This window comes from Sphingomonas baiyangensis (assembly GCF_005144715.1).
Lineage (GTDB): Bacteria > Pseudomonadota > Alphaproteobacteria > Sphingomonadales > Sphingomonadaceae > Sphingomonas > Sphingomonas baiyangensis.
The window spans coordinates 2029445-2045536 of the sequence record NZ_SWKR01000002.1 but is presented as its reverse complement, the minus strand read 5'-3'; the positions used below and the strand labels follow the sequence as shown (position 1 = coordinate 2045536).

The 16092-nt window shown below is 64.4% G+C and carries 15 protein-coding genes and 1 pseudogene; 14 read left to right on the top strand and 2 right to left on the bottom strand.

The window, feature by feature from the left end:
* Positions 1-316: 316 nt before the first annotated feature.
* The 4 genes and pseudogenes from FBR43_RS13215 (at position 317) to FBR43_RS13200 (ending at position 3877) form a co-directional block, all read left to right on the top strand.
* Positions 317-1336 (top strand): SDR family oxidoreductase, encoded by a 1020-nt coding sequence (locus tag FBR43_RS13215; RefSeq protein ID WP_136943543.1) that lies wholly within the window; start codon positions 317-319, stop codon positions 1334-1336.
* A pseudogene (locus FBR43_RS13210) lies at positions 1332-2453 on the top strand (NAD-dependent epimerase/dehydratase family protein); the annotation flags it as partial. The gene FBR43_RS13215 and the pseudogene FBR43_RS13210, both read left to right, overlap by 5 nt.
* Positions 2454-2618: 165 nt before the next feature.
* Positions 2619-3380 (top strand): cytochrome c oxidase assembly protein, encoded by a 762-nt coding sequence (locus tag FBR43_RS13205; protein WP_249276595.1) that lies wholly within the window; start codon positions 2619-2621, stop codon positions 3378-3380.
* On the top strand, positions 3347-3877 hold the full coding sequence (locus FBR43_RS13200) for a CopD family protein (protein WP_249276594.1): 531 nt from the start codon (positions 3347-3349) through the stop codon (positions 3875-3877). The genes FBR43_RS13205 and FBR43_RS13200 overlap by 34 nt, the downstream gene beginning before the upstream one ends.
* Here FBR43_RS13200 and FBR43_RS13195 read toward each other — a convergent pair.
* The gene (locus FBR43_RS13195) at positions 3844-4359 is read right to left on the bottom strand and encodes a DUF2231 domain-containing protein (RefSeq protein ID WP_249276593.1); all 516 of its coding nucleotides are present in this window, start codon (positions 4357-4359) and stop codon (positions 3844-3846) included. The two genes, FBR43_RS13200 and FBR43_RS13195, sit on opposite strands and share 34 nt — an antisense overlap.
* A gap of 135 nt (positions 4360-4494) precedes the next feature.
* Here FBR43_RS13195 and FBR43_RS13190 point away from each other — a divergent pair, with 135 nt between their 5' ends.
* The 3 genes from FBR43_RS13190 to FBR43_RS13180 are packed head-to-tail and all read left to right on the top strand — an operon-like array spanning position 4495 to position 7813.
* A complete protein-coding gene (locus tag FBR43_RS13190; protein WP_212611929.1) occupies positions 4495-5046 on the top strand; it encodes a cytochrome c oxidase subunit II in 552 nt (183 codons plus the stop codon).
* Positions 5043-7499 carry a cytochrome c oxidase subunit I gene (gene ctaD / locus FBR43_RS13185; protein WP_136943539.1) on the top strand — a complete coding sequence of 819 codons (2457 nt, stop codon included), beginning with the start codon at positions 5043-5045 and terminating at the stop codon, positions 7497-7499. The genes FBR43_RS13190 and ctaD overlap by 4 nt, the downstream gene beginning before the upstream one ends.
* A complete protein-coding gene (locus FBR43_RS13180) occupies positions 7496-7813 on the top strand; it encodes a hypothetical protein (protein WP_136943538.1) in 318 nt (105 codons plus the stop codon). Before ctaD ends, FBR43_RS13180 begins: the two co-directional genes overlap by 4 nt.
* A gap of 203 nt (positions 7814-8016) precedes the next feature.
* Here the strand turns inward: FBR43_RS13180 and FBR43_RS13175 are convergent, their stop codons facing one another.
* Positions 8017-8496 carry a MarR family winged helix-turn-helix transcriptional regulator gene (locus FBR43_RS13175; RefSeq protein ID WP_136943537.1) on the bottom strand — a complete coding sequence of 160 codons (480 nt, stop codon included), beginning with the start codon at positions 8494-8496 and terminating at the stop codon, positions 8017-8019.
* 194 nt (positions 8497-8690) lie between these two features.
* On the opposite strand from FBR43_RS13175, the gene ectA reads away from it, so the two are divergent.
* From ectA to FBR43_RS13140, 7 genes are read left to right on the top strand one after another with little or no spacing between them, the layout of a single operon-like run.
* Positions 8691-9284, top strand: a complete 594-nt coding sequence (gene ectA, locus FBR43_RS13170; protein ID WP_317128328.1) for a diaminobutyrate acetyltransferase — start codon at positions 8691-8693, stop codon at positions 9282-9284.
* The gene (gene ectB / locus FBR43_RS13165) at positions 9281-10582 is read left to right on the top strand and encodes a diaminobutyrate--2-oxoglutarate transaminase (RefSeq protein ID WP_136943536.1); all 1302 of its coding nucleotides are present in this window, start codon (positions 9281-9283) and stop codon (positions 10580-10582) included. The genes ectA and ectB overlap by 4 nt, the downstream gene beginning before the upstream one ends.
* Positions 10583-10604: 22 nt before the next feature.
* Positions 10605-11012, top strand: a complete 408-nt coding sequence (locus FBR43_RS13160) for an ectoine synthase (RefSeq protein WP_136943535.1) — start codon at positions 10605-10607, stop codon at positions 11010-11012.
* 16 nt (positions 11013-11028) lie between these two features.
* Positions 11029-11946: an ectoine hydroxylase gene (thpD, locus tag FBR43_RS13155; protein WP_136943534.1), complete on the top strand. Its 918-nt coding sequence runs from the start codon at positions 11029-11031 to the stop codon at positions 11944-11946.
* Positions 11943-13382 (top strand): aspartate kinase, encoded by a 1440-nt coding sequence (locus tag FBR43_RS13150; protein WP_136943533.1) that lies wholly within the window; start codon positions 11943-11945, stop codon positions 13380-13382. Before thpD ends, FBR43_RS13150 begins: the two co-directional genes overlap by 4 nt.
* A 34-nt stretch (positions 13383-13416) precedes the next feature.
* A complete protein-coding gene (locus FBR43_RS13145) occupies positions 13417-14658 on the top strand; it encodes an MFS transporter (protein WP_136943532.1) in 1242 nt (413 codons plus the stop codon).
* Positions 14655-16055 (top strand): MFS transporter, encoded by a 1401-nt coding sequence (locus FBR43_RS13140; RefSeq protein ID WP_136943531.1) that lies wholly within the window; start codon positions 14655-14657, stop codon positions 16053-16055. Before FBR43_RS13145 ends, FBR43_RS13140 begins: the two co-directional genes overlap by 4 nt.
* Positions 16056-16092 lie beyond the last annotated feature (37 nt).

Here is a 16092-nt window from a genome sequence, read left to right as displayed (position 1 = left end):
CGACCCGGGCCATCCTCTCGCCGGATGGGAAGCGGCGTGATGCGAACAAGTGGCGATATTGTCACCCCAATGCGAACCGCTCTCCCCTCGATGCGGGCTGCTCCGTAAGCGCAGAGGCTAGCTCAAGGGACTGCCGCGTGGCCGGGGCGGCTTGCCGCGCTCTGCAACCAGACTGGTCAACTCGTGCACGAGCTCCACGCTGCAGCGCTCATCATTGAGCGCCAGCCGGTTGGAAAAACAGGTGCCGTGTTCGAACCCTTTCCGCGTCGGCCTCGTTGGCAAAGGATACCCAATTCGAATTGAAGGAGAGCGGACGATGTCCCCCGAGCTGAAACCGCTGTGCGATCAGGTTGTCGTGGTGACGGGTGCGACGTCCGGTCATGGATTGTGCACGGCGCAAATGGCCGCTGCCGCCGGTGCGCGGGTGATGCTCGCCGCGCGCGACGAAGTTGCGCTCCGCAGCGTTGTCGACGAGATCAGGGCCAATGGGGGAACCGCGGACCATGTCGTGACCGACGTGAGCCAAGAGGCCGATGTCGCGCGGCTCGCCGAGCGCACGATCGAGCGCTTCGGCGGGTTCGACACCTGGGTGAACAATGCCGGTGTCGGTATCTACGCCCGCATACTCGACATGCCCACCGAGGATCATCGACAATTGTTCGAGACCAATTATTGGGGGGTCGTCTATGGATCGATCGCAGCGACGCGCCACCTGAAAACCAGGCCCGGCGGCGGCGCGGTCATCAACGTCGGCTCGATCAATGGCGACATGAGCGGACCTGTCCTCGCCGCCTACAACGCCTCCAAACATGCCATCAAAGGCTTCACCGACGCGTTGCGCATCGAGATGATCGAGGCAAAGGCGCCAGTGTCGGTCACGTTGATAAAGCCGAGCGCGATCGGCACTCCCTTCCCTCAGCATGGGCGTAACCTGACCGGTCGACGTGCGCGCTTGCCATCTCCGCTTTACACGCCCGATTTGGTCGCGCGAGCGATCCTCGATTCAGCGCAGCGTCCGCGCCGGTCGGTCACGGTTGGCGGGGCGGGAAAATTCCAGGTGCTCGGCGCGACGATGCTGCCGTGGCTGTTCGATCGGCTGGCTGTCGCCATGGCGGACAAGCTGGTCGAACCCGACCAGCGGGTCGGGCGCGTCGAAGGCAATCTATATGCGCCGCAAGGCAATAGCGGTCATATCGAGGGCAGACAGAAGGGGCGCGGCTTCAGCACTTTCACGAAGGTGCGTCTGCATCCGAAGATGGCGGTTGGCGCTGTGATGCTGCTGGGTGCCGCCGGCGGATGGGCAATGACAAGGCGAGGAAAGCACGCGCTCGCGTGATCCAACCCATGCAGCGGCTATGAAGGAAACGCGCAGGATGCCTGACAAACCCCTGATCGTAATTACTGGCGCCGCGGGTAATCTGGGGCGATCGCTGGGGAAGGCGTTGGGCAATTCCTACGCGGTCGTCGGCCTTGACACCCAGGCGCCGGATCTAGGTTTTCCTGTTATCGAAGTTGATCTCACGGAGGATGAAAGCGTCGAGGATGCGCTTGCCGAAGTTCGGCGGAACCACGGCAACCGCATTGCCAGTGTGCTGCATCTGGCGGCGTTCTTCGACTTCAGCGGCGAAGAAAACCCGCTTTATGATGCCGTCAACGTAGAGGGCAGCCGTCGTCTGGTACGTGGCCTAGCCGGGTTCGAGGTCGATCAGTTCGTTTATTCAGGTACCATGCTGGTTCATGCCCCCGGCGAACCGGGCCAGCGCATTGACGAAACTACGCGTATCGATCCGCAATGGGCCTATCCGCGATCCAAGGCGGCAGCCGAGCAGGCGATCCGCGAGGAGCGTTGCGCGATGCCGGTCGTATTCCTGCATCTTGCGGGTCTGTATGACGAACAAACGTCGGTGCCGACCTTCGCTCACCAGATCGCGCGCATCTATGAGCGCAATCTCCAGAGCCGCTTTTATTCGGGCGACATGCGCGCAGGGCAGGCAATGGTCCATCGCGACGACCTGATCGACGCTTTCCTGCGAACCGTCGAGCGCCGCGGGTCGCTGGCGAGCGAAACCGTTCTCCTAGTCGGCGAGCAAGATGCGATCGGCTATGGCGACTTGCAGGATCGTCTGGGTTGCCTGATCCACGGCGAGGCGGAGTGGACGACCATCCGTCTGCCCTCGCTCGTTGCCGCGGTCGGCGCATGGGTTCAGGACAAGGCCGAGCCGCTTATTCCCGATGCGATCGACAAGGGCGAGCGGCCGTTTATCCAACCCTTCATGACACGCATGGCGAGCGATCATTACGCGCTCGACACAAGCAAGGCGCGAGCTTTGCTGGGCTGGCAGCCCCGGCACAGCTTGGCGGACGAGTTGCCGAGGATCGTAGCCGCGCTCAAGGATGATCCCGCCGCGTGGTACAAGGCGAACGGCATCGCGCCTCCGGACTTCGAAGCATGATTTTTGGAGCGCGCAAATGTCGGATGCCGTGAATGCGCCCGATCTTCATCGCGGGAAATGCCGACGACCCGATCCGCATCGGTAAACCGCAAGGACGCCGGACATTGGCCGGAACCCTCGAGCGCGGCCGTCGTTCGCCTTGGCGCGGCTCATATGCCATCAGGCATGATGGTACGTTCGCCTCGCCCGGGGGAGGAAATCATCGCGATCGATATCCCTTACTGCGGCCTGGCCCCCGATCCGGCCGAACTGTTGTCACATTGGAACCTCGATCCATGGCTCTTAACCGCGCTTGCGCTCGGCGGATGCGCGATCGCGGCCGTCACCAGGAATAGCCAAAGACGCCTTGCTGCTGCCGGCATGACCATTTTGGTCATCGCGTTCGTATCGCCGCTCTGTGCGCTTTCCAGCGCGTTGTTCTCCGCGCGGGCCGTGCATCATATCCTGCTCGTCGCCTGCGCTGCACCGCTGTTCGCCATGCTGGGGGGCCGGGACCGCGAGATTGGGATCGGGCTCCCCTTTGCCGTCTCGACCTCGACCTTGTGGCTGTGGCACGTGCCTTCGTTCTACACCGCCGCGCTGAATCATGATGCCCTCTACTGGATCATGCAGTCGTCACTGCTCGGCAGTGCGATCTGGTTCTGGCGTGCGGTGTTTTCGGCGCGGTCGGCGCTGCCCGCGGCGGCGGTTTCGATAGCTGCGGCGGTAGGGCAGATGGGATTGCTGGGCGCGTTGCTGACCTTTGCGCCCCGCGCGCTGTATCCCCACCATATGGCAGCGCCGTTCGCCTATGGAATCGATCCGCTGCGCGACCAGCAGCTCGCCGGGCTCATCATGTGGGTGCCCGCGATGCTGCCCTACGCGCTGATCGCCGGCCTGATCGCACGCAGCACGTGGAGCGCCGGCTGGACGCGGCGGCCGGCGTGACGCTTACCATCGCCATCATCAAGGGCGTACATATCGTCGGCATCACGCTCTGGACGGCAGGCCTTATCGCGCTGCCGTTGCTGCTGGCGCATCACAAGCTCGACCATGGTCAGCAGGAATACCAGCAGATCCGGCGTTTCACGCATTACGGCTATACCCATCTGCTCACGCCTGCTTCGGTCATCGCGGTCGCTGCCGGGATCGCGCTTCTATTTCTGCGCAGCGCCTTTGTGCCGTGGATGTTCGCCAAGCTGCTGCTGATCGCTTGCCTGGTGACGCTCCACGCCTGGATCGGCAATTTGGTGGTGCGGATGGGCGAGCATGCGAACAGGCGGCAACCGTCGCCGGTAGCGCCGCTCATGGCGATAGCGATCGCGCTGGGTCTGGGCATTCTGTATCTGGTACTGGCCAAACCCGCGATCTCGATCGACCTCCCTGACTGGCTGATGACGCCGCTTGATCGTCAACTTCCGGTCGAAGAGGTGCCGATTTGGTAGTCGAACACCAGCTTGCCGCCATGCCAGCCGGTGAAGCCAACGAAGATCGCCGAGAGGATCGACAGCAGCAGGCCATAGGGCAAAACCGCGGCCTCATAGCCCGTCAGGCGATGGCCCCAGTTAGCGCCCAGGATCGACAACAGCATGATGGCGATGATGAAATGGGTCCAGCTTGCCGCTCGTGCGCGAATGCCCGGCACGCTCAGCAGTTCGACCGTGCCCGAAAGCCCTGCAAGCAAGCCCATGAGAAACGCCATGCCGGTGCTCCACAAGGCTGCCCGTGCCCAGAAGCTGTCGCCGGTCCACCAATAGAACAGGTCGGCACCCAGCGCGCAGGCGGCGAGCCCGATCGGGAAGGACACCAGCATCGCATGTATAGGGTGCCCGGCAACCGCGATTTTCGATTCGGCGCGGTTGAAGTCGGGATTCGCGCTGATCGGATCAATAAGCTGGTCTTCGCGGTCCTGCGTGCTGACCATCATCGCTCCTCGGGCCATTACCTCGTCCGCTGCCTAACGCCCGGCGCGGCGTTTCTTTCAACTGGCTGTGACGGTATCTACTCGACATTGTCCCCCGCCGGTCCAGCAGCCGGGGCGATCGCGCCCTTATGGTGGGGGATGCTCGCGGGCGGGGCGGCGATCCTGGTGCTCGTATGCGCGCTGCTAGCGCTGGCGTTCCGGCCGCGTGGCGCGGTGCGCGATACTTCTGTGCGGCGCTGGATCGTCGGCGGCGGGCTGATCTTCCCGACGGCCATATTGGCAGTGTTGCTCGCCTATGGCCTGGTGGTAGGCGAGCGGTTGCTGCCGCGCGAGGATCCGCGCACCATACGCGTTGTTGCCGAAGCTAGCCGCTGGCAGTGGACCTTCGCGCAGCCGGGCAATGCCGGCATGATCCGCACGCCCGGCGTGCTCCACATTCCTGCCGGGCGGCCCGTCGATGTCGAACTTCGCACGCTCGACGTGATCCACGCCTTTTGGGTGCCCCGGCTGGCAGGCAAGCTCGACGCGATCCCGGGTCATCGGAACGTGCTGCGGATCGAAGCCGGGCAGCCTGGTATGTATTACGGCCTGTGCGCCGAATATTGCGGCATCGGTCATGCGGGGCACGGCTTTCGCGTGATCGCGCATGATGCCGCGGGCTGGGCATCGTTTCAGGCGGGTGGCGAATGACGCAGGCACTACGGCTGCACCGCGCGTTCGAGCGGATCTGGGGCACGCCGCGCGGCTGGCGCGGGACGCTCTCGACCGTCAATCACAGTACGCTTGGCGTGCGGCTGATGGTCACTGCCTTCGCCTTCTTCCTGATCGGCGGCGTGCTCGCGATGCTGATCCGCGCGCAACTCGCGACGCCCGGCAGCGCCTTTGCCGGGCCCGACATCTACAACCAGCTGTTCACGATGCACGGCAGCATCATGATGTTCCTGTTCGCCATCCCGATGTTCGAAGGGTTTGCGATCTACATGCTGCCCAAGATGCTCGGCGCCCGCGATCTCGCCTTTCCGCGAATGACTGCTTATGGCTGGTGGTGCTATCTGTTCGGCGGGTCGCTGCTGCTGATCGCGATGGTGCTGGGGGTGGCTCCCGACGCAGGCTGGTTCATGTACACCCCGCTGTCGTCCAAGCCCTATTCGCCCGGCATCAATTCGGACTTCTGGCTGCTGGGCATCACCTTCGTCGAGATTTCGGCGATCGTGACCGCGGTCGACATCGTCGTGTCGATCCTCAAGCTGCGCGCCCCGGGAATGTCGCTCGACAGGATGCCGCTGTTCGCCTGGTACATGCTGGTGACTGCGATGATGATGCTGATCGGCTTCCCGCCGCTCATTCTCGGATCGATCCTGCTCGAGCTCGAGCGCGCGTTCGGCTGGCCGTTCTTCGATGCCGAGCGCGGCGGCGATTCCCTGCTTTGGCAGCATCTGTTCTGGCTGTTCGGCCATCCCGAGGTTTACATCATCTTCCTGCCCGCAGCCGGCGTCGTCTCGACGATCCTGCCGGTCATGGCCCGCACCCGCATTCTGGGTTATGGCTGGATCGTCGGCGCGATCCTCGCGCTCGGGTTCCTGAGCTTCGGCTTGTGGGTCCACCACATGTTCACCGTCGGCATCCCGCACATGGCGCTCGCCTTCTTCTCGGCGGCCTCGACGCTGGTCGCGATCCCCACGGGTGTCCAGATATTCGCCTGGCTGGGTACGTTATGGGCGGGGCGCCCGCAGATGAAGCTGCCGATGCTGTATCTGGTCGGTTTCTTCGTCACCTTCGTGATGGGCGGCCTCACCGGCGTGATGGTGGCGGTCGTGCCGTTCGACTGGCAGGCCCACGACACCGCCTTCGTTACCGCGCACCTTCATTACGTGTTGTTCGGCGGCTTTGTCTTCCCGATGCTCGCCGCGACCTATTACTGGCTCGGTCACGTCACCGGGCGGCAATATAGCTATACGCTGGGCAAGGCGGCGTTCTGGCTGATCTTCATCGGCTTCCATCTGACCTTCTTCCTCATGCACATCGTCGGCCTGCTCGGGCAGCCACGCAGGATCGACACTTACCCCGCCGATATCGGCTGGACGGGCTATAATCTGCTGTCGTCGGTGGGCGGGTTCGTGACGGCGATCGGGTTCGGACTGTTCGTCATCGACCTGTTGCTGCAATTCTTCCACGCACCGCGCACGCGCCGCAACCCGTGGGGGGCCGGCACGCTCGAATGGGCGATGATGCTTCCTCCGCCGTCGTACAACATCGCCAGCCTGCCGCAGGTCGATGATCGGGAGCCGCTGGAAGCGGCACCCGATCTCGCGCTGTCGCTCGCACGCGGCGAAGGCTATCTAGCCGAACCGCGCAATAACTGGCGTGAGACGCTGGCGGTTGAAACGGCTAGCGGGCGGATCGACCATATTGTCGTCCTGCCCGGCAATACACTGCTGCCGCTATGGACTGCATTGGTGACGGGGGCGTTTTTCGTCCTGATGCTGCTTGGGCTGTACGCCTGGGCGCCGGTGCCGCTGATCGGCGTTGCGGCGCTAGGCTGGCGCTGGGCCTGGGTGCAGGGCGGCAAGCAGCCATTCGGCAAGCTGCCGATCGGCTTCGGGGACGAAGCCTGCGTCCATGCCGAAGTGCAGGGCTCGCCCGGCTGGTGGGGCAATGTGTTCTTCCTGTCAGCCAACGGTACCTTTTTCGGATCACTACTGTTCGGCTATGCCTTTCTCTGGACGATCGCACCGAATTGGCCGCCGCCCGAGTTGCTCACTCCATCGGTCCCCATTCTGGCGATCGGCGTCGCAGGTGCGGCGGTCGCAGCACTCTTTGGCCGCCGCGTACGGGCGCTGAAGGGGCCGGTGGCCGGTCTGGCGGCATTGTTCGTGGCGCTGATCGCTACGGTCTGGCTGCTCGCGCCTTCACCTACCAGCCACGCCTATGGCGCGGTGCTGGCCGTGCTCCTCGGCTATGGCGCGTTGCACGTGGCACTGGCGATCCTGATCGGAATGTTCGTCGTGCGGCGGCGCGGCGCCGGCTATGTCGCGGCGACGCTCGGCGCCGAGCCGCGGATCGCTCGCCTCTGGATCGATTACGCACTGGCTACCGGCGCGACCGCTTTGATTGGCGCCCATATGCCGGCTTTGCTCGCGTGACCCCGTTGCTGCGCTCGGTTTCCGGGCTGATCCTGTGGGCAGTCGCCTTCTCCGCCATCTATGCGATACAGGGGCTCTCCTGCGCCTTGGGCTGGGACGCGATCGGACTCGGCGGACCAAGCCTTGCACGGAGCATCCTGATCGCGACCTATATCGTTTCGGTGACGATTCTCGCATGGCTGTGCTGGCGGTTGCGACCGAGCTCGGGCACCCGTGATTTTCTTGCCATTCTCGCGTTCGCTTCCAGCGTGATCGGTCTCCTCTCCACGATCTACACCGGCCTGCCGGTGTTCTGGCTGTCGATCTGCTCCTAGCGCTCGGCAACACGCCGTAGATACCGTTCAAGCCACAAGGCGCTCTGCCGAACCACTGAAATCCAAATCACGGTGTTCGGGAAGGAAGGCAATGGTGCGCCACGTCATCGTCGCGCCTTCGCCGGGCTGGCTCGATATCGCGCTCGAACCGAGATTTTCCGCAGCGATCGGGGAAAGCGGTATTGGGGTGCGGGATCGAATGCTCAGGGCCGGTCTATCAATCCCGGATCGAGTAGCGGCGCGGCATCGCCGCCAGCGATGCCCAGGACGTCGCAGAGCCGCTCCAGCCCGGCGAGTACCAGAGCCTGTTCCCACGCGGGCAAGGCGGGGAAATCTTGCTCGAAGCGCTGTTGCAGCAGATCCGGGGCCCGTGCGACGGCTTGCCTTCCCGCCTCGGTGGCCGTCAGCCTGATGCGCCGCTTGTCTTGGTCCTCGCGCTCTCGGGTGATCAGCCCCGCTGCCTCGAGCCGGTCGCAGATGCTTGTGACGGTCGCCTGAGAGAAGTGCAGCGCCGTTGACAGCCAGGTCGGCGTCGTTTCCCCTTGCTCGCCGATTTCCCGCAGAATCAGCAATTGCGAGGGCGTGAGGCCGGTTGCCGCAGCAAGCTTGCGATTGCCGAGATCGGTCGCGCGCATGATCGTTCGAAGCGCTCGCAAGGTCGCGATGGTCAGCGGCTGGTCCATGCGATTTTCGCTATACCCGGCATGCGGGGCAGCCAAGTCCATACCGGCCACATGCCGCTCGGCTCGGGAGCGAATATACCGAAACCCGTATTTCCCTTGCGGTCAAATTCTAGCCCACGGGTTGTTTTACGGGCAGATAGGGCTATCTACCCGTCGTCATAAAAACGAATATCGTAGTAACACAGGGGCATCTATTGAGTGAGGAGACGCAGGCTCCGGCCATGAACGCGTCCATGCGGGCAAAATCCGGCTCGCAGCCGGATCAGACTGACCAGACCGTGATGTTGCGGCGGCCAGTGCCTGGCGATGGGCCGCGCATCACGCGGCTGATTGCCGAATGCCCACCGCTCGATCGCAACTCAGCCTATTGCAACCTGCTGCAATGTTCCGATTTCGCCGGCACCTGCATCGTCGCCGAACGCGATGGCGAGCCGGTCGGCTGGATTTCGGCCTATCGCCCGCCTGCCCGGCTCGAGCAGCTGTTCATATGGCAGGTCGCGGTGTCGCCACAGGCTCGCGGCATCGGACTGGCAGGGCGCATGCTCGCCAGCCTGCTCGACCGCCCAGAGGTGCCGGGCGCCACCGAGATGGTGACGACGATCACGCACGATAATGCTGCCTCCTGGGCGCTGTTCGAAGCCTTTGCCCGTCGCCACGGCGCGAAAATCGAACGCGCCCCGCGCTTCGAGCGCGATGCGCATTTCGGCGGCGCCCACGAAACCGAATGGCAGGCGCGGATCGCGCCCCTGCCGCAATCCCGATCCAACACCGGAGCCGATCTTCCATGACCCTTTCGCCCAAACCCAGCACGACCCTGCCCGATACGGGTATCTACGAGCGCCGGGAGTCGGCAGTGCGTACCTATTCGCGCTCGCTGCCGCGCCAATTCAACCGCGCCGAGCATGTCTGGATTCACGACGACAATGGCGGGCGCTATCTCGATTTCCTGTCGGGCTGCTCGTCGCTCAATTACGGGCATAATCACCCGATCCTGAAGCAGGCGCTGCTCGACTATATCGCCGCCGACGGGATCACGCATGGCCTCGACATGCACACCGATGCCAAGGCCCGCTTCCTCGAAGCGTTCGAGGAACTGATCCTGCAGCCGCGCGGCCTTGATTACCGTGTCATGTTCACCGGGCCGACCGGCACCAACGCGGTCGAGGCCGCGATCAAGCTGGCGCGCAAGGTGACGGGGCGCGAAATGGTGGTCGCCTTCACCAACGGCTTCCACGGCATGACGCTCGGCGCGCTGGCGTGCACCGGCAATACCGGCAAGCGCGGCGGGGCGGGCGTGCCGCTCAGCCATGTCGCGCATGAGCCCTATGACGGCTATTTCGATGGTGACGTTGATACCGTGCAGGTGCTCGACCAGCGCCTGTCGGATCCGTCGAGCGGGCTCGATGCGCCAGCCGCGATCCTGCTCGAAACGGTGCAGGGGGAGGGGGGGCTCAACGCCGCCTCGCCCGAATGGCTGCGCGCCATTTCCGAAGTCGCGCGCAAGCATGGCGCGCTGCTGATCGTCGACGATATCCAGGCTGGATGCGGGCGGACGGGGTCGTTCTTCAGTTTCGAGGGCATGGGCTTCACGCCCGACATCGTCACGCTGGCAAAGTCGATCTCGGGCTATGGCCTGCCACTGGCGCTTACACTGTTCCGGCCCGAACTCGATGTGTGGTCGCCCGGCGAACATAATGGCACCTTCCGCGGCAACAATCACGCTTTCGTCACCGCCGCGGCGGCGCTGCGGCACTTCTGGGCGAACCAGGATTTCGAAGCCGACATCGCGCGGCGCGGCGGGCTGCTCGAGGCTCGCCTCGATCGGATCGCCGCCCGGCACGGCCTCACCACGCGCGGACGCGGGATGATGCGCGGCATCGACGTGGGCAGCGGCGCAGCGGCGTCCGCGATCACGCAGGCCTGCTTCGACAAGGGACTCATCATCGAGACGAGCGGCGCGCATGACGAGATCGTGAAGGTGCTCGCCCCGCTGGTGATCGACGACGAGCTGCTCAGCGCCGGCCTCGATATTCTCGAGGGCGCGGTGCGCGCCGAACTCGGGTCTACGCTCGAAATCGCTGCCTGAATCTCAAAGGAGACCGAACACCATGATTATCCGCACCCTCAAGGAAATCCGCCAGAGCGACCGCAACGTAAAGTCGAAGGGATGGGAAAGCGCCCGCCTTCTGCTCGAGGATGACGCAATGGGCTTCTCGTTCCACGTCACCACGATGCGCGCCGGCAGCGAACTGAAAATGCACTACAAGAACCATCTCGAGTCGGTGATGGTGCTGAAGGGCACCGGCACGATCGAGGATCTGGCCACCGGCGAGACGCACGATCTGAAGCCCGGCGTACTCTATGCGCTGAACGAGAATGACGAGCATATCGTTCGCTGCGAAACCGATATCCTGACGGCGTGTGTCTTCAATCCCCCCGTCACCGGAGCCGAAGTGCATGGCGAAGACGGCGCCTATCCCGCCGCGCGTCCGCACGTCTCCGCCGGCAGCGCCTGAGGTGGGGGAACTGGACATGCACGACATCTATCCCACACGAAGCGCGCCCGAGCCGTCCATGCAGGACCGTCAGGACCCGGTGGCCTGGTCGCGCTGGCACGAGGGCGCACCGCTGAGCCGCGAGCAGGTCGATCATTTCGACCAGCATGGCTATCTGGTGCTCGAAGACGTCTTCGCCGCGGACGAACTGGCCGCGATGCAGGCCGAAACCGGCAGGTTGATGGCCGATCCGGCCGCGCTGCAGGACGAAACCGTGATTACCGAGCCGGGCAGCCGCGAAGTGCGTTCGATCTTCGCCATCCATCGCCAGAGCGCCATGATGGCGCGGCTGGCGGCCGACCAGCGCCTGGCCGGGGTCGCGGCGTTTCTGCTCGGCGACGACGTCTATGTCCATCAGTCGCGCCTCAATTACAAACCCGGCTTCAAGGGCAAGGAGTTCTACTGGCACTCCGATTTCGAAACCTGGCACGCCGAGGATGGAATGCCGCGGATGCGGGCGCTGTCGATGTCGGTGCTGCTGGCCGAAAATACGCCCGATAACGGCCCGCTGATGCTGATCCCCGGCTCGCACAAGCGCTTCGTCACCTGTGTCGGCGAGACGCCCGACGATCATTATCGCCAGTCGCTCAAAAAACAGGAGTATGGCGTTCCCGACGAGATGAGCCTAGCGACGCTGGCGCATGAGCACGGGATCGTCGCACCGGTGGGGCAGCCGGGCACCGTCATCATCTTCGATTGCAACATGATGCACGGCTCGAACGGCAACATCACGCCGTTCCCCCGATCCAACGCCTTTCTCGTGTTCAACGCGGTGTCGAACCGCCTTGAACGGCCGTTCGCCGCGGCAAAGCCGCGTCCGGCGTTCATTGCCGCACGCGAATTCACGCCGGTCACGCCGCAATCCGGACCGTTGCAGGACCGCATCCCCGCATGACCGCACCGCATAGCGTCGAGAAAGTCGGCGGCACGTCGATGGCGGCTACCGCCACGCTGTTCGACAACGTCCTGATCGGCGATCGGGTAGCCGACGAACTGTACCAGCGTATCTTCGTCGTGTCGGCCTATGCCGGGATGACCGACATCCTGCTCGAGAACAAGAAGTCGGGCGAACCGGGCGTCTATTCGTGCCTCGCGCAAAGCGAGCCGGGATGGAGGGACGCGCTCGAACGCGTGCGGCAGGCCATGTGCGAGCGCAATGCCGAAATGTTCGCGCACAGCGAAAGCCTCGCCCATGCCGATCGCTTCGTTCATCAGCGGATCGAGGCGCTCAGCGCCTGTCTCGACGATGTCGACCGGTTGCGCGCGCACCGCCGCTTCAGCCTGGGCGATCTGCTCACCACCGCGCGCGAAATGCTCGCCGGACTGGGCGAGGCGCACAGCGCGCACTCGACCGCGCTGCTGTTGCGCGACCGCGGCGTCAATGCGGTCTTCGTCGACCTCACGCTGTGGACCGACGACGATCTGGGCAGTCTCGATCAACGCATCCTCGACGCGCTCGAACCGATCGACCTGTCGAGCCAGATGCCGATCGTCACCGGCTATGCGGGGTGCGAGGGCGGCATGGTGCGGCGCTATGCGCGGGGCTATTCGGAAATGACCTTTTCACGGATCGCGGTGCTCACGCAGGCGCGCCGCGCGATCATCCACAAGGAATTCCACCTCTCCAGTGCCGATCCCCGACTGATCGGAACGGACCGTGCGCGCAAGATCGGTCGGACCAATTACGACGTCGCCGATCAGCTCGCCAATCTGGGTATGGAAGCGATCCATCCGCGCGCAGGACGCGGCCTGCGTCAGGCGGGTATCCCGCTTTGCGTGCGCAACACCTTCGACCGCGACGACGAAGGCACGCTGATCTGCGCCGATTACATGTCCGATGCACCGCGCGTCGAAATCGTCACGGGGCTGCGCGAAATGCACGCGCTGGAATTCTTCGAACAGGACATGGTGGGCGAAAAGGGCTTCGACAGCGGCATTCTGGAGGTCCTCACGCGCCACGGCGCCTGGGTGGTCAGCAAGTCCTCCAACGCGAATACCATCACCCATTATCTGTCGGGTCAGGCCGCCGCGCTGCCCGGCATCGTCGATGATCTCGAACAGCGCTTTCCGCGCGCCGCCGTCTCCTTTCAGCCGGTAGCGATGGTGGCGGTGATCGGCAGCGACATTTCCGAGCCGGGCCTCGTGCCGCGCGCGCTGATGGCGCTCGAGCAGGCCGGCGTGCGGATGATCGCGATGCAGCACCAGATTCGCAACGTCGATGTCCAGTTCATCATCGCCTGCGACGATTTCGATCGCGCGACGAGCGCGCTGCACGCTGCACTGGTTGAAAAGGAGCCGGCGGCGCAAAGCGGCAGGCTGTTCGCAGCCTGATCCCGGCCTTCCCACAGCTGCTGCGCGAGCCATCGTGCTAAAATCCATCGCCCCGGTGCAAAGCCTGCTGCTTGCCATCTTCATGCTGATGGCGGGCAGTGGTTTCATGAGCTCGCTGCTGGCCGTCCGGCTCGAACAGGCGGGCAACAGCGCGCTGGTGGTCGGCGCGGTGGCGACGGGCTATTTCGCGGGACTTGTCGGCGGCTCGCTGAAGGCGGGGCTGTTGGTGGGGCAGGTCGGCCATATCCGCGCCTTCACCGCCTTCGTGTCGCTGCTATCCGCCAGCACGCTGGCCTATGCGATCCATCCCCACCCGCTGTTCTGGGGAGGTTTGCGGCTGATCGACGGCTTCTGCGTGGCCGGGGTTTATGTCTGCCTCGAAAGCTGGCTCAACGAACGCGCGCAAGGCAGCACGCGCGGCGCGATCCTCGCCGGCTACATGATCGCGCTCTATGTCGGGCAGGCCGTCGGGCAGTATCTGCTCAACCTTGGCGGCCCGCTGCCGTCGCTACCGTTCCTGATTGCCTCGATCCTCGTCTCGCTCGCGGCGATTCCGGTTGCGCTGACCAGGATCGCGGCGCCCGCCCCGGCAAGCGGAAAGCCGCTTGGCATCGTTGCGCTGTACGCCGTCTCGCCGCTGGGTGTCGCGGGGGCGATGATTACCGGGCTGATGCTCGGCGGATTCTATGCGCTCGGATCGGTTTACGGCCGCCGGCTGGGCATGGATCTGTCGATGGTCGCCCTGTTCATGAGCACGGTGATCCTTGGCGGCGTCGCGCTGCAGTGGCCGCTGGGCATGCTCTCCGACCGGTTCGACCGGCGCCGGGTGATCGTCCTGGCGCTTGCAGGCACGCTCGCCACCAGCCTCGCGATCGCGATGATCGATACCGTCGGCTGGCCGTTGTTCGCGCTGGGTGCCTTGTTCGGCGGCCTGAGTTTCGCACTTTATCCGCTCTGCGTGGCGCATGCCAATGATCGGCTACCCGGCCAGCAGCGCGTGTCGGCGAGTGGAACGCTGGTGCTGATCTACTCGTGCGGTGCGGCCGCCGGCCCGCTCGGCGCGGCATCGACGATGACGGTCGCGGGCACATCGGGCCTGTTCCTGTTCGTCGCCGCATGTGCCGGAGCGGCGCTGATGTTCGCGCTTTGGCGACAGGCGAGGGCCGAACCCGTTCCCGCCGACGAACAGGGCCAGTATCAGGTCCTGCCCCGCACCACTCCGATGACAGCCGCGCTGGATTCCGCGGGATCCGAGACCGGAAGGGACCCGCCATGACCGACCATCGCCCGAACCAGCCACAGCTCGTCGGAGAAAACGTCTCGCCCGGGCATCCTGAATCGACGCCGGCGCCGGTGATCCGCAAGGCGATCGCCGCATCGGCGCTCGGCAATGCTACCGAGTGGTTCGACTATGGCATCTATGCCTATGGCGTGGTCTATATCTCGGCGGCGCTGTTTCCTGCCGACCTTGCCGAGGCAACGCTGTTCGCGCTTGGAACCTTCGCGATATCGTTTCTCGTGCGTCCGCTGGGTGGACTGTTCTGGGGGCCGCTCGGCGATCGGTACGGGCGCAAGACGGTGCTGGCGCTGACCATCGTCCTGATGTCCGCGGCCACGGTCTGCGTCGGGCTGATCCCCTCCTATGACAGGATCGGGTTCATGGCCCCAGTGTTGCTGGTCCTGCTGCGCATGGTGCAGGGCTTCTCCACCGGTGGTGAATATGGTGGGGCGGCCACCTTCATGGCCGAATATTCGCCCGACCACCGGCGCGGCTTCTATGGCAGTTTTCTCGAGTTCGGCACGCTTGCCGGCTTCTCGTTCGGGGCCTTGCTCATGCTCGGCTTCTCGGTCCTGCTGGGCGAAGCGGCGATGTACGACTGGGGATGGCGCGTGCCGTTCTTCGTCGCTGCCCCGATGGGCCTGATCGGGCTGTACCTGCGCGGCCGCATGGAAGACACGCCGGTGTTCCGCGAACTCGAAGCGCAGCATCAAACCGAACCCGCGGCATCGGTCGAGCTGCGCCACCTGATAACCGGCTACTGGCGGCAATTGCTGACGATGGGCGGCCTGGTCGTCGCACTCAACGTCGTGAACTACACGCTGCTTAGCTACATGCCGACATACCTTCAGCGTCGCCTCGGGCTGAGCGCCGACGATGCGCTGCTCGTTCCGATCGTCGGGATGCTCTTCATGATGGTGCTGGTGCCGTTCGCTGGCGCGCTGTCCGATCGGGTGGGCCGCAAGCCGCTGTGGTGGTTCTCGCTCGGCGGGCTGTTCGTCGCGGTGGTGCCGCTCTACTTGTTGATGAATAGCGGCTTGGTCGGGGCCGTGCTCGGGTTTGCTCTTCTCGGCCTGCTCTATGTACCCCAGCTGGCAACCATTTCGGCGATGTTCCCGGCGATGTTCCCCACACAGGTGCGGTTTGCCGGGTTCGCCATCGCCTACAACGTCTCCACCTCGCTGTTCGGCGGCACCGCCCCGGCCTTCAACAGCTGGTTGATCGACCGTACCGGCAACGAGCTGGTACCTGCGCTCGTGATGATGGTTGCCTGCGCGATAGGCGCGGTGGCGTTGTCGCGTACACCAGAGACGGCGGGCCGATCGCTGCGGGGCTCCGGTTTACCCGGACGCGGGAGTGAAGGGGCGTCGGAACAAAATCTGTCGCCTGTGTGATCGGTCTGGCTTCTCGATGTCGGCAGAATGGTGCTGC

Bases quoted from the DNA above. Each gene is read 5' to 3' on its own strand.
- thpD (WP_136943534.1), top strand. From the start codon at position 11,029: ATGCACGACATCTATCCCACACGAAGCGCGCCCGAGCCGTCCATGCAG.
- ctaD (WP_136943539.1), top strand. From the start codon at position 5,043: ATGACGCAGGCACTACGGCTGCACCGCGCGTTCGAGCGGATCTGGGGC.
- ectB (WP_136943536.1), top strand. From the start codon at position 9,281: ATGACCCTTTCGCCCAAACCCAGCACGACCCTGCCCGATACGGGTATC.
- FBR43_RS13140 (WP_136943531.1), top strand. From the start codon at position 14,655: ATGACCGACCATCGCCCGAACCAGCCACAGCTCGTCGGAGAAAACGTC.
- FBR43_RS13160 (WP_136943535.1), top strand. From the start codon at position 10,605: ATGATTATCCGCACCCTCAAGGAAATCCGCCAGAGCGACCGCAACGTA.
- FBR43_RS13205 (WP_249276595.1), top strand. From the start codon at position 2,619: ATGATGGTACGTTCGCCTCGCCCGGGGGAGGAAATCATCGCGATCGAT.
- FBR43_RS13195 (WP_249276593.1), bottom strand. From the start codon at position 4,359: ATGATGGTCAGCACGCAGGACCGCGAAGACCAGCTTATTGATCCGATC.
- FBR43_RS13150 (WP_136943533.1), top strand. From the start codon at position 11,943: ATGACCGCACCGCATAGCGTCGAGAAAGTCGGCGGCACGTCGATGGCG.
- FBR43_RS13190 (WP_212611929.1), top strand. From the start codon at position 4,495: ATGCTCGCGGGCGGGGCGGCGATCCTGGTGCTCGTATGCGCGCTGCTA.
- FBR43_RS13215 (WP_136943543.1), top strand. From the start codon at position 317: ATGTCCCCCGAGCTGAAACCGCTGTGCGATCAGGTTGTCGTGGTGACG.
- FBR43_RS13175 (WP_136943537.1), bottom strand. From the start codon at position 8,496: ATGGACCAGCCGCTGACCATCGCGACCTTGCGAGCGCTTCGAACGATC.